The sequence below is a fragment of the Pedobacter africanus genome (assembly GCF_900176535.1).
Classification (GTDB): Bacteria; Bacteroidota; Bacteroidia; order Sphingobacteriales; family Sphingobacteriaceae; genus Pedobacter; species Pedobacter africanus.
Genome location: NZ_FWXT01000001.1, coordinates 2,878,094 through 2,892,799 on the forward strand (window position 1 = coordinate 2,878,094; position 14,706 = coordinate 2,892,799).

The window sequence follows — 14,706 nt, forward strand, 5'->3', positions numbered from 1 at the left end:
AGCTCTTTTTCTGGTAATTATTGATTTCTTTTAATGACGATCAGGAAGCCTTTTTCTCCTTCAAGGTCAATCTCCCTGTCAAGGTTGACTTTGCGTTTCTCCTGAAAGTCGGTAATTGCAGGAATCTCTGCGGTTATCTGATCCGGATTAAGACCAAGCGCTTTCCAGTTGATATTCAGTTTACATTTTTGCGGCTCTGACGTCCAGTTGGCTACTGCAATGATTACTTCATCTTTTCCTTTGTATACGGTAGCCTCTGTTTTTTTATTGTCTGTTTTCACCGGAACATCATCGTTCCAGAATCCGATCATCTGTTTGCGTTCAATATGGTAGTCGTCCCAGAATTTCCAGATGTGTTCAGGTGTTTTTGCTTTGAACCAGCCGAGTCGGTTGGTGATGCCAAAAACCATTCCCCGCCATGGGTTTCCGCCTTTGTTCAGCATTTGCGAGGATAACCCAAAAGGGACACCGCTGACTTCTATCAGCCAGTAATCGGATGACCTGTTGTAATCCCTGGCTTCGCCTACCCATAAATGATCGATATAAGGCAGCATGTCCATGTAAAGGTTCAGTGATGATGCCCATTTGGCATATTTGTTATAGTGATTCCAGGTATGCATGTCAATTTTAGCTCCCGGGCGGTCCCTTTCCAGAATTTTACGGGTTCTCTGCATAGTTTCCCTGTCAAGGGCCAGGTCATCCATATAAATGCCATCTATGTTTAATTCTTTGCACATCCATTCCAGCCCACCCAAAAAGAAATTGTTCAGCCTGGAATCTGGTCTGGTCAGTACTGCAAGGTCCTGACGGCCTTTGTATTTGCCAGAGGTAAACGTGGCTACCCAACCGGGGATAAAATCCTTCTTGAGGTTTTGCCCCAGCCATGGATGTACCCCATTTGGATTTACCAGTGTCCTGGTAGCCATACCCGGGCCCGGATAAATGATCTCATCACCCAGGGCACGCATAGTCCATAGTTCAGGTGCATTTACACTGATCTCTCTTGTGGTATAATAAATCTTTGTTTTAAATCCTTTTGTATGACTGCTGTCTATAAATGCTTTCAGGTCTGGTACGTTGTCATTTGCGAAGGGATAATCGAGGAAGGGATAAATATCCTTTTTGTGGTGTACGTTAATGATGTTTGCTCCATGTTCCTGAGCAAGCTTAATGGTGTTGCTGGTGGTGTCGATATCTGAATGATAATAGCGGTCGTTAAACTGTATGTCCTTATTGATAAGTTTGAAAGGCGTTACCAGGAATTCAGCATCAAACTGGTAGGTCTCTCCCTTTTTCAGGATGCGCTTTCCGGAATAGGCCTTTATCATTACAATTTTATCCTGTTTGTAAATGTCTACCCCTCCTTTGTTCCCGTTACCCCAGGATTCAGGTTCGTGGAGCGGGCCAAAAGGGTAATACAGGTTAACAAGCTGGCGTTGGTAGTTTTTTCCTTTAAGTTTTAATTTAAGTCCGCCGTTTACCGCTCCCATCCATACCTCGTCCTGGTGTTTTTCCTGAACGTCCCATTTCCAGTGCCAGTCGGCCGGACTAAAGCCCCCCTCCTTATCCAGCCCCATCATATAGGTTGCTTTCTCCGGGCGCATGGGTACCAGTAGCCTGATGTCATCAATTGCGATGTCTTTTGAAGCGGTTACCAGGGCACTATATCCTATAAAACCATCATAATCTGCACGACCTTTAACGGTAACAGTAATCTCTCCGCTGGTCAATTTTGTTTCCCAATGGGTAGAGGCAGGGAAATGGTCGTCAAATTTTAGGGCATTTGGTCTGAGTGCGAGTTCTTTTCCATTCTGTTCAATAATGAACCTGATGGGTGCAGCGATGATCGGCTCGCCCTTTGGCAGGATCAATTCATTATTCTTGTCAAAATAAGTCTGTATATCAATCGGCAGGCCTTCGTTCGATAATTGTATGGTCCTGCCCAGAATGGAGATGTGCTTTTGCTCACGCGCTACCTGCTTGAAACCATTCGTGATGCCATCGTCGAGTGCAACTTTTGTATTCAACCAAGCCAGCCGGGACAGTTTCGTTTCGTCATTATAGCCGTGATTGGCAATGATATTTCCATTTACATTCAAGCTAACCTCTACAGTTGTTGCGGGTAAGCCCTCGGGTTTAATCTGGATCTGTCCTCTGTATACTCCCTTGTAGTCTTCGGGAATGGATATCCCAAACCATAGCGGTAAAACATTTTTAGCGCTGAGCTGGAGCGATTTGGAAAATTTTTCCCCTTTAAATGAAATGCCACCGGTATTAAAGCAGGTAACGTCTTTGATCGACTGGCCTCCGCTTCCGCTCAAAGGAGAGAGGTTCACCTTTATATTATTTAGTGTAAGCGCATCGGTATAAACACCTACCTGAAATACGTAATATTCTCCTGGCTGTGCAGTGCCTTTAAAAGAATTCATCTCAGCTGCCGAATAACGGGTCCATTTTTCTGGCAGACTGTCCAGCAGTCTGATCGGGTTTTCACGGCTCTCCGGGAATGTAAAATATTTTTTATTTGGAAACCTCTTTATGAAAGACTTTACATCTGCTGGTTTTGCGGGTTTAGACATGATTGTCGGGTTCAGTCCGATGTACCCTGTCAGTTTCGTTTCCCGAATGGCATCTATATCAATTGGGTGCAGGAGCTTGTCTTTGTTTTGCGCGTAAACAAGGCTTGCAATGAGCATCAGCGAAGAGAATAGCAATTTTTTCATAATGTTTTGATTGATAAAACAAATGGAACGGTTTATAGTTGGTTGTGGCAATTAAAGCCTTTTCTGATTTAAAATCGCTCGCTGGCCTGGTGCCAGGATGAGCTGTAAAACAAAAAAAGCTATAGTCCAAACATAGTAACAAAAAGTGGTTAATAAAAAATAATTTCAAAATTGTGTTCGCACACATTAATATTTTATTATGTTTGTGTAAGCAAGATGGGATAATTCTGTGTTCGCACACTTAGTTTGATTTGGCTTGCTTAACATTGGCTGCGCAATTTAACCGTAGCACAGATGACCAGAACCAAATACTTATAAACCTAATTCCTGATGTATGACAAAACTCAAACTACGAAATTGCGGCTTTTTAAACCTGAGAGTTGCAAAAATGATGCTTGTGGCTGTTTTTACAGTTTTACTGGGCTCTGCCGGTAGAGCTATGGCAGCTGTAACGTTGCATGCGCCTATTACTGTTACCGGTAAGGTGATGGATGAGAAAGGCGAAACCATTATTGGTGCCAGTATCAAAAGTTCGGCCGGTGGCGGGGCAGTTACGGATGGCAACGGAAATTTCTCCTTGAGCACAGAACCTACTGCCACACTTACCGTAAGTTATCTGGGATATGTTTCCCAGGAAATTAAAATAAACGGACGTACTAAGATTAACGTTACCCTGGTTCCTTCCCCAAATCAATTGAACGATGTGGTGGTTGTAGGTTATGGTACGCAAAAAAGGAAGGATGTGACTGGGGCTATTACTACGATTAAGTTTGATGAAGGTCCCAAATCATCTATGCCATTTATGAACGTACTGGAAGCCATTCAAGGTACCCCAGGCATCAATGTTGGCCCTTCTACTTCAGCCGGTGCTACACCTAATATAGTGGTAAGGGGACAGAACTCTATTGCAGGCGGTTCACCTATAATTGTGTTGGATGGGGTTATCTTTAACGGTGAGTTAAATGAAATTAACATGAATGATGTCGCTACCTACGACATCCTTAAAGATGCGAGTGCCGCTGCTATTTATGGATCGCAGTCGCAAAATGGTGTGGTGCTGATTACAACCAAACGTGGAAAGACAGATAAGCCGCAGGTGAATTTTGGGACTTACTATGGCATTCAGAACTGGACACGTGTTCCTAAGATGAAATCAGGAGAAAACTTTCTGCAATGGAGAAAAGACAATTTATCCATCCGCGGGCAGGACATTAGCGACATCACAAAAGTGCTGTCGCCTTTAGAACTGAAGGCATATAATGAAGGTCATGAATTGGATTGGATGGATGAAATTACGCAATATGCTCCTGTTCAAAATTATGAGATCAATGTATCAGGAAGAACAGAAAAGCTGAACTACTATTTTTCTGCTGGTTTTCTGGACCAGAAAGGGGTGCTGTATAACGACAAATTTACCAAGCCTAACCTTACACTCAAACTGGAAAATACCATCACAGACTGGTTATCATTTGGTGCAAACGCCTATTACTCATCACGAGACTTTTCCGGTTTTTCGCCTAATTTATACATGGCTACTTATATGTCCCCTTTTAGTTATAAATACCTGGAAGGGACAGATGATAAGATCTTGCAAAGGTACCCTTCTGGCCACACCTCTTTATTTAATCCATTCTGGGGAAATCCGACCAATGCGCTATTCCCAGGAATGTACGATGACGATTTGAATAAACAGTACAATATAAGGGGAACCGGCTTTGTAAATGTGAAGGTGCCTTTTGTAAAAGGGTTAAGTTACCGCTTTGAAGCAACAGGAAATAAATCAACCAGCGAACTGGGCTATTTTCATCATGAGTTTGGTGAGGTAAATACCTTGCTCCCGGCAAATGTGGCCAATCCGCTGCAGTTTTTGTCTACTACAAATGGTTATCGTTCTACAGAACAGGAAAATTCATGGCTAATCAACAGCTTGTTTTCTTATAACCGCTCTTTTGGTGTACACAATATAGATGCGCTTTTTGGATATACCAGAGATTATTCCTCTACTCAGCTTACAAGATTCAGCGGTGCCGACTTTGCAAAGGCGGGAACTACCGTGCTTGGATATAACGGGCTTCATCTGGCCACTACCAAAGATGGCAAAACAGAGCTGGCTGACGTGAAAAACGTGGGCTATTTTGGGAGACTGGCATACAATTACAAACAAAAATACTATGCTACTTTTACATACAGAAAAGATGCGAACTCTGCTTTTGGTGCAGATAATAAATGGGGAACCTTCCCTAGTGCTTCGGTCGCCTGGGCCCTTTCGGAAGAAGATTTTATGAAGAACAACTCTTTTGTAGATTATCTTAAGCTCAGGGTTTCTTATGGAAAGCTGGGTAGCCAGGCCGGTACTGTTTATCAAACGATTGCCTTTACAAACGGGAACAATAATACTGTGTTTGGCAATGTTACGACCCCAACCAGTACTCCTGCAAATCTTGCCAATCGTCAGTATAGCTGGGAAACTACCCTGGGCTTCAACTTTGGCATCGATTTCCAGTTATTTAACAACAGGCTTTCAGGTAATATTGATGGATATGCGACAAAAACCTATGATCAATTGCTGACCCGGGCGCTTCCTTTCTTCACCGGTTTCAGCAGCATCAAGGCGAATACCGGTGAAGTGCGAAACAAGGGGATAGAAATTTCTTTAAATTCTGTGAATATAAAGTCTGAAAGTGGCTTTAACTGGAGTACAGGTGTAAGCTTCTGGTTGAATAGAAACAAGCTGGTAAGTTTATACGGCCTGGATGTAAATAAAGATGGCAAAGAAGATGATGACATCGCAAATGGTCTGTTCATAGGAAAATCATTGGGTGCAAATTTTGACTATACAGTAGATGGCATTGTTCAAAATTCTGATACGGAATATATCGCTAAATACAGAACAGCAAGCGGCGGACAGTTGTTTTTTCCGGGAGATTTAAAAATCCGTGACCTGAATAATGATGGGGTAATCAATGAAGCAGATAAATCTGTAGTTGGATATGGAAAAGAGAATTTTAATTTCAATATTTCCAATACATTCAGCTACAAGAATTTTCAATTGTTTTTTAGCATCAATTCTATTGTTGGGGGAGGTAAAAATAATTTCTTCAGTTCTACCAACTTAAGAGGTCAGTTTACCGGTGCGACCTTACCAACTGTAGGAAACTGGCTTGATCTGCCATACTGGATGCCAGACAATGAAAACAATAAATACCCAAGGCCAAATTATGCCAATACCTATCAATACGGGTTTTATCAATCCAGAACCTTTGTTCGTTTGCAAACTGCTTCTTTAAGCTACAGTTTCCCTAAAACCATTACCGATAAAATAAAAGTAGACAACCTCAAAGTATATGTAAGCGGAACAAACCTGATCACATTAACGGGCTGGACGGGATTAGATCCAGCAAATGGGGCGCAGATTGGCGGAAATGGAGGTTCTTCGAATAGCAGTGTCAACCTTTCTAACCCTTTAATGCGCACGGTGTCTTTTGGACTAAACCTTGGATTTTAATAAATACTAGAGCTATGAGATCATACAAAAATATTGCAATGGCAGTAACAGCAGGACTGATGTTATTCAGTTCCTGTAAAGATGACGCCTTTTTAAATGAAACTTTGAAAGACAGGTTAAATACTGAAACCGCTTATACCAATAAAGCCCAGTTCGATGCCTTAAGTGCCAATATGTATCGAAGCATACAGCTGATGTACAATACAGCCGATCTTACCCACGAAGCTTTTATACTGGGATTGGGAACAGATGTGGCTTTTGACCCCAGAGATGATGCCGCTAAATTTAATAATTGGGGACTAGTTACTTCACGGGAGCCCTTTTCTGAGGACTGGTTTAACCTGCAGTATGCAATCATCAGGGATGCGAATACCCTTATTGAAAATGCTTCTAAACCGACTGTGTTATGGGTAAATGACGCACAGAAAAATGAAACGCTCGCTGAAGGTTATTTTTTCCGGGGCTTTGCCTACAGGAACCTGGCCAACATGTATGGAGGCGTGCCGATTGTAGATAAACCGGTCGACAATGCAAAGATCGATTTTGTCAGAAACACCCGGGAAGAAGTATGGGCCTTTGCAAAAAAGGATCTTGAGTTTGCAAGAACAAATCTGCCTTTAACAACAGCAAGTCCGGGCCGGGTGATCCGTGCAGCGGCCGACCACGTTTTAGCGGAAGTAAGCATTTGTCTTAAAGATTATGATGGCGCTATTGCGGCCGCTACCAGGGTAATCGATGGAACGGATGGTGCATATTCATTAGTCAATGCCCGCTTTGGTGCCAGAAGTTCCGAAACGGATAAGGACTATTATTACGATTTATTTGTAATGGGGAACCAGAACCGCCAGACGGGAAATAATGAAGGTATTTTTGTGGCACAGTTTGAACAAACTTCTACAGGTGCTGCTGTTATCGGGGGTACCCAGTTTGCCGGGCGGCCATTGATTGAAAGGATGATGTGGTGCAACTACTGGGGCTTGGCCAAGGCTGGTTACAACAACGTTGCGCAGGACAGTACAGGACGTGGTGTTGCTTATTGCCGCCCCACCAATTATACCAATTATACCATCTGGAAAAATGCGGGCACCGATATCCGGAACAATGAAACCAACATCAAACGCAAATACTATTTCGCGGCCAACGTGGGTAGCTTTAAAAAAGGCGACATCATCCCTAAATCCTTTTTAACCACCCGTGATGATACGATGATCTATGTTTATCCCAACTGGGCGAAGTTTGGCACAGACAAACACATTGCCCAAAAACCTGATAATGGTTACGTAAGGGATTTCTATCTGATCCGTTTACCTGAAACCTATTTCCTGAGAGCAGAAGCCTATCTCGGCAAGTCAAGAGCTGACCTTGCAGCGGATGACCTTAACGTAGTGCGCAGGCGTGCGAAGGCCCCATTAGTTGCCGCAACAGACGTAAATATCGACTACATCCTTGATGAGCGGGCAAGGGAATTGTTTGGAGAGGAATTCCGGATGATGACACTGACCCGGCTTGGTAAACTCTATGAGCGGACCAAAAAATATGGTTATGAAAGGGCTCAGGAATCAGTTCAGATGTTTAACAACCTGATGCCTATACCACAGACTGCAATAGACCGTAACGTAGGGGCCCAAATGCTCAACAATCCAGGCTACTAAACGCTTTCCATACACACAAACCAAAAATTGCGCAGGAAGAATTCCTGTGCAATTTATTCTTTTACGCAATCGATTGCCAGACCAGAAGACATATGCGATTAATTAGACCCACACTACTCTTCTTAACCTTTATCCTATGTTCGAATACCCGGGCACAGGAAAAAAGTGGTTACATCCCTTTAACCCAAAAGGAAAGACAAAAAGTGGAGCTGCTCCTCAGTAAGATGACACTGGAAGAAAAAGCGCATCAGCTGGCCTCTTTTTATCCCAATGGGAACAAACGACTCAATATCCCGCATATGCAGGCCGGAGAATGCCTGCATGGTGTTGTTGCAGCGGGAACCACTTCTTTCCCCCAGGCCATTGCCATGGCCAGCTCCTGGGATCCGGAACTGATAGAACGTATAGCTACTGTAATTGCAAAAGAAGCCCGCGCGCTAGGCATCCATCACTGCTATACACCCATGTTGGGTGTGTTGCGCGATGCACGCTGGGGACGTTTTGAAGAGGGGTACGCGGAAGACGCCTACCTGGTCAGCAAAATTGGGGCGGCCTTTATCAACGGCCTGCAGGGCAGGGGGAAAGCGCGTTTCAGTAAAGACCATGTAGTGGCTACAGCCAAACATTTTGTGGCCGACAGCGAACCGCTATTGGGTGCAAACGGTGCTGCGGTTGAGATTTCCCTGCGCAGCCTGCACGAGGTCCACCTGCCACCCTTTCGGGCTGCCGTGGAAGAAGCAAATGTGGGCTCGGTGATGCCCGCACACCATACCTTGAATGGAGTGCCATGCCACATCAATACTTATACTTTAAACGATGTTTTCCGGAAGGAATATGGCTTTGGCGGACTGGGTGTTTCCGACAATAACGACCTGCGCTGGGTCCAGGACCGCCTCTTCGCTACCGAAACCCGGGAGGAAACGATTGGGAAGGCATTGGAAGCCGGCGTTCATACCGAGCTGGCCTTTAAACAGACCTGGGCCGATAAGCGTATGTACGGGCCTCCGCTGGTGGCTGCCGTAAAAAGTGGTAAGGTGCCGGTAAAACTACTGGATGAGGCAGTCAGGAAAGTCCTGGAGTTCAAAATCGCCCTGCGACTGGATGAAGAAGAAAACCCGCTTGGCAAAGAGATGACCGAGCTGCAAAAAGGAACAAAAGATGCAGATGTAAATGCCGATGTTTTTTTTTCGCAGATTGACGGTTCTTTATCCAGTCCAAGAAAGGGTTATCAGGAGGTACTCAATAACCCTGCGCATGATGCGCTCGCCCTGGAAGCTGCTCGTAAAAGCATCATCCTGCTAAAAAACGCGAATAACCTGCTGCCCTTCAGAAGAGATCAGTTCAAAAAAATTGCCGTAATAGGCCCCAATGCCGATACCATCCGATTAGGGACTTATTCTACCCAGCAACCCAAACATTTCATTACAGTTAAACAGGGCATTGAAGATGCGGTAGGCAAAAATGCCGGGGTACTTTATGCCAAAGGAACAGATATACAGCATCCTAATGCACAGCAGATTACTGAAGCAGTAGACATCGCCCGGGAGGCTGATGTCTGCGTGCTGGTATTGGGCGATGACGATAAAACGGTAATGGAAAATGTGGACCGGGATGATATTGCCCTGCCAGGCGAACAGGACAAACTTATGCAGGCCATAATGGCCACCGGAAAGCCGGTAGTGCTGGTTCTCCTGCATGGCCGTCCGGCAGCGATACAATGGGCCAAAGACCATGTTCCGGCCATCTTAGATGGCTGGTTTCTGGGCCAGGAAACAGGGAAAGTAGTTGCCGAAGCCCTTTTTGGCAACATCAATCCCTCCGGAAAACTAACCGTTACCTACCCAAGAAATGTTGGACAGGTCCCGGCTTTTTACAATACTTTAATACCTGGCCGGCCCAGAATGATGTGGGGTACAGCAGAGGGGGCTACCTATCCTTTTGGATATGGTATCAGTTATACACAGTTTAAATATTCGGATGTAAAGCTGTCGAAAAGTACAATGAACAGCCGGGAAACCACTTTTGCAGAAGTAGAAGTAACCAACACAGGTAAAGTAGCGGGGGATGAAATTGTTCAGCTTTACATACGTGATGATATTTCTTCCCTTGCCCGCCCCATTAAAGAACTCAAAGGCTTCAAACGCATCAGCCTGAAGCCGGGCGAAACACAAAAGGTTGCCCTGCCTATCAATTCGCGTGCGCTTGAGTTCTGGAAGGATGGCCGCTGGATTACTGAGCCAGGGAGCTTTACCATAATGATGGGGCCCAGTTCCGAAGAATTCAAAACCGTTAAACTTCAACTGACCAAATGATGTACAGACGCCGTTTCCTATCTCTTATACCACCTGCAGCTTTAATGGGATTAAACTTTAATGCCAATGCCACTCCGGTGCCGGTTAACCTGCAGTCTGAAAATGCCGTTATTAAAAATGCGGAAAGCAGGGAATACTGGGTCTCGGTGCTTACCAAAATAGCCAATCCTGTGCTGGAAAACCTTAGCAGAGGAACCCTTAAGAAAAATATGCCGGTTGAAGTTAACCCCACCAGTACTTACGACCGCAGCAAAGTAACCTATCTGGAGGCTTTCGGCCGTTTAATGGCGGGAATGGCGCCCTGGCTGGAACTGGGCCCAGATCAGACAGAGGAGGGGCGTTTAAGGGGGAAATACATCCTGCTGGCACGTAAAAGCCTGGCCAATGCGGTAGACCCGGTCTCACCCGATTTTATGCAGTTCAGCTCACAAAAATATGAACAGGCACTTGTCGACGCTTCATTTTTAGCACATGCACTGATCAGGGCCCCCAAAGAGCTCTGGGAGCCCCTTGATCTTAAAACCAAAACCAACGTGATCAAGGCCCTTAAGGCTACCCGAAGCATTAAGCCCACTTATAACAACTGGCTGCTTTTTATGGGCATGATAGAGGCCTTTTTAATCCGCATAGATGAAGGAGGGGATGTCGTGCGTGTAGACTACGCCCTCAAGAAGCTGGAAGAGTGGTATAAAGGCGACGGCATATATGGTGATGGGCCGAAGTTTCATTTTGATTACTACAACAGCTTCGTGATACATCCGATGCTGCTCGATATTGTAAAAATAATGACGGATAAAGGTCTCGAAAAACCAGAAGTTTACGATACGATATTAAAGCGGGCCGTGCGTTATGCAGATATTCAGGAACGCAGCATTTCTCCTGAAGGTACATTTCCACCGATCGGAAGGTCGCTCGTTTACCGTTTTGGCGCCCTGCAGGCACTTGGGCAAATCGCACTGCTTTCCAAACTCCCGCCAAACATTCAGCCTGCGCAGGTGCGGGGGGCCATGTCGCTGGTGATTAAGCGAATCATAGAAGCACCAGGGACATTCGACAAGAATGGCTGGCTTACCATCGGATTTTGCGGCCACCAGATAGATGTAGGTGAATATTACATGTCTACCGGAAGCTTATATCTATGTACTGTAGGCCTGCTACCTCTTGGCTTGCCGGCTAACGATATGTTCTGGATAGGCAAACCGGCCGACTGGACCTCCAAAAAATTATGGACAGGTATAAATATGCCTGCCGACCATTCGATTCCATAAAACCTCTAAATAAATGAACCACAAACCAAACAAACCAAAAATTTACCTGTTGCTTTCCAGCATGCTCATTTGCTGCTCGCTCTACGCACCGGCGATGATTCATGAACTGCGAAAAAACACATCCTATCCTGATCCGGGAATTTTTAACCCTGCTGTCTTTCAGCGGGTGGTTACAGGAACTGTCTTTGACGAAACAGGACAATCCCTGCCTGGTGCAACCATTAAAGTAGAAGGGGCTGAGCGGGGGGCTGTAACCAATATAGACGGTAAGTATACCATCCAGGTGAACAGTGATACCGAAGTACTTATTGTTTCTTATATCGGCTATATCAGTCAGAGAATTGTGATTGGAGATAAGAAAGTGCTGGATGTAAAGCTCTTGCCCAATCCAAAAAATGCACTTGATGAAGTTTCTGTAGTTGCCTTTGGTGTGCAGAAAAAGGAAAGCGTCATCGGTTCGATCACTACTGTCAAGCCGGGTGATCTGAAAGTCCCATCCAGCAACCTCACCACTGCCCTTGCAGGCAGGGTTGCAGGCGTAATTGCGTACCAGAGAAGCGGTGAACCCGGAGCCGATAATGCCGATTTTTTTGTCCGGGGGATCACCACCTTCGGCACGAATACCCGGCCCCTTATCTTAATTGATGGAATCGAACTCACCACCACAGACCTGGCTAGGTTGCAGACTGATGATATTGCTACCTTCTCTATCATGAAGGATGCTACTGCTACGGCACTGTATGGTGCACGCGGAGCAAACGGTGTAATTCTGGTAACAACCAAACAAGGTGTTGCCGGCAAGGCAAAAGTGTCTTTAAGGGTCGAGAACTCTGCCAGTACGGCCACCAGTGATGTTGAACTCGCAGATCCGGTGACCTATATGAAACTGGCAAACGAGGCAACGGCTACCAGAAGTGCCATCACACCGGTGCCCTACCTGGAAGATAAAATAGAAAATACCGCAAACGGCCTTAACCCCCTGGTCTTTCCGGCGAACGACTGGAAAAAAATGCTGTTTAAAGACTATGCTACCAACCAGCGGTACAACTTAAATGTTAGCGGCGGAGGTACAGTGGCCAGGTATTATGTAGCAGGTGCTTTTACACAGGACAATGGCTTGCTTAAGGTCGATAATAAGAACAACTTTAACAACAACATCAACTTAAAAAGCTACTCGTTGCGTTCCAACGTTAATATTGACCTCACTAAATCTACAGAACTGATTGTCCGCCTGAGTGGTAATTTTGATGACTACAACGGACCAATTGATGGAGGTACCACAATGTACCGCAAGGTAATGCGTTCCAATCCTGTACTTTTTCCGGCCTATTATCCCATCGATAAAGACCACCAGTTTGTAAGGCATATCATGTTTGGTAATGCCGGTCTGGCCAACAACTATATCAATCCCTACGCTGATATGGTAAGAGGCTACCGCGATGAAAGCAGATCGCAAATGCTGGCGCAGTTTGAACTTAAGCAGGGCCTCAATGCCATTACCGAAGGACTTTCTGCCAGGGCAATGGTGAATTTAACCCGTACCTCCAACTTTAGTTACACCCGGTCTTACAATCCCTTCTATTACCAGCTGGGAGGGTACGATCTGCTGACCGACAGCTATTCGGTATCCATAGCCAATACCAACGGTACAGAATATCTGGGCTTTTCGGAAGGGCCAAAAACCTTAAATTCTACTTTTTACTTTGAGTCTACCCTGAACTATAACCGCACTTTTGCCTCAAAACATGAAATAGGCGGATTGCTTGTAATGATAGCCAGGCAAAGTCTGAATGCCAACGCGGAAGACTTACTTCAATCCCTTCCTTCACGTAACATGGGGATATCAGGCCGCGCAACCTATGCGTACGACAGAAGGTATTTCGCAGAGTTTAACTTTGGTTATAACGGAACCGAAAGGTTTGCCGCGAATAACCGCTTTGGTTTCTTCCCATCCGCTGGTCTGGCCTGGAGCGTTTCTAATGAGAAGTTCTTTGAACCCCTGAAGCGGGTAGTGAGCAATTTAAGGCTCCGATATACCTACGGACTGGTAGGCAACGATCAAATTGGGGATATCAGGGACAGGTTCTTCTACCTGTCCAATACAGACTTAAACAATGCAGGCCGTCGCGCAGTCTTTGGAAGGGATTTAACCGAAGTAAAAAATGGTGTAGTAGTGCTCAGGTACCCTAATCCCAACATCACCTGGGAAAGGGCCATCAAACAAAACATGGCCATGGAGCTGAGCCTTTTTGGAAAAGCCAATATCATTGCCGAATATTTTACCGAACAACGCGACAACATTCTCATGTCACGGGCCTCCATCCCAAATACCATGGGTCTGTCTTCCGATACCAAATCTAATATCGGCGAGGCAAGCGGCCGTGGTATCGATGTGTCGCTCGATATGCAACATTCCTGGAACAAAGATCTTTGGCTGTCTGTACGCGGAAATTTTACTTATGCAACCAGTAAATACAAGGTATATGAAGAACCACAATATGCTGAGCCCTGGAAATATAGGGTAGGGAACTCCCTGCAGCAAACGTTTGGCTATATCGCAGAACGTTTATTTGTTGACGATCAGGAAGCAGCAAACTCACCGAGGCAGGAGTTTGGTGGTGTGTATGGTGGTGGAGATATCAAATATACCGATGTAAACCGTGATGGAAAAGTAAACGAGGCCGATATGGTGCCTATCGGAAATCCTTCCGTCCCTGAAGTGGTATATGGCTTTGGTTTTTCGCTTAGCTATAAGAAATTCGATATTTCTGCTTTTGCGCAAGGTTCGGCCAATCAGTCGTTCTGGATTGATCCCGCAGCCACTGCACCTTTTGTACCCTATTTTTATCCGAATACATCCGAATCAACATCCGGCAGGATATTTACCAATCAGCTGCTTAAGGCCTATGCCGATAGCCATTGGTCTGAGGAAAACCGTGATGTTTATGCCACTCTTCCCCGTCTCAGCAACACACCAAATGCCAATAACAACCAGGTTAGTACCTGGTACATGCGCAATGCGGCTTTTTTAAGGCTTAAACAGGTCGAAATTGGGTACACCTTTCCCAAAAAACTGGTCGAACGCATCAGGGCGGCAAACTTCCGTATTTATGCAAGTGGTACCAATCTGCTCATGTTCAGTAAGTTTAAAATATGGGATTCTGAAATGGCAGGCAACGGCCTCGGCTATCCCCTGCAAAAGGTCTTCAACTTCGGACTCAACTTAACCTTTTAATTAAAATTTAG

The 14,706-nt window shown here is 45.2% G+C and carries 6 protein-coding genes; 5 read left to right on the plus strand and 1 reads right to left on the minus strand.

The genetic code is table 11. The features are described from left to right. Nucleotides 1–17: 17 nt before the first annotated feature. Entirely contained in the window at nucleotides 18–2,723 is a 2,706-nt protein-coding gene (locus B9A91_RS12050; protein ID WP_084238812.1) for a glycoside hydrolase domain-containing protein, read from the minus strand. A 334-nt stretch (nucleotides 2,724–3,057) separates the two neighbouring features. Here B9A91_RS12050 and B9A91_RS12055 point away from each other — a divergent pair, with 334 nt between their 5' ends. The 5 genes from B9A91_RS12055 (at nucleotide 3,058) to B9A91_RS12075 (ending at nucleotide 14,695) form a co-directional block, all read left to right on the plus strand. After that, entirely contained in the window at nucleotides 3,058–6,228 is a 3,171-nt protein-coding gene (locus B9A91_RS12055; protein ID WP_084238814.1) for a SusC/RagA family TonB-linked outer membrane protein, read from the plus strand. 14 nt (nucleotides 6,229–6,242) lie between these two features. Further along, nucleotides 6,243–7,880: a RagB/SusD family nutrient uptake outer membrane protein gene (locus B9A91_RS12060; protein WP_084238816.1), complete on the plus strand. Its 1,638-nt coding sequence runs from the start codon at nucleotides 6,243–6,245 to the stop codon at nucleotides 7,878–7,880. Nucleotides 7,881–7,972: 92 nt separating this feature from the next. Further along, nucleotides 7,973–10,192: a glycoside hydrolase family 3 C-terminal domain-containing protein gene (locus B9A91_RS12065; RefSeq protein ID WP_084238817.1), complete on the plus strand. Its 2,220-nt coding sequence runs from the start codon at nucleotides 7,973–7,975 to the stop codon at nucleotides 10,190–10,192. Then, nucleotides 10,189–11,460 carry a DUF2264 domain-containing protein gene (locus B9A91_RS12070; protein WP_235012537.1) on the plus strand — a complete coding sequence of 424 codons (1,272 nt, stop codon included), beginning with the start codon at nucleotides 10,189–10,191 and terminating at the stop codon, nucleotides 11,458–11,460. Before B9A91_RS12065 ends, B9A91_RS12070 begins: the two co-directional genes overlap by 4 nt. Before the next feature lie 13 nt (nucleotides 11,461–11,473). After that, nucleotides 11,474–14,695 carry a SusC/RagA family TonB-linked outer membrane protein gene (locus B9A91_RS12075; RefSeq protein ID WP_084238822.1) on the plus strand — a complete coding sequence of 1,074 codons (3,222 nt, stop codon included), beginning with the start codon at nucleotides 11,474–11,476 and terminating at the stop codon, nucleotides 14,693–14,695. The last annotated feature ends 11 nt before the right edge of the window (nucleotides 14,696–14,706 follow it).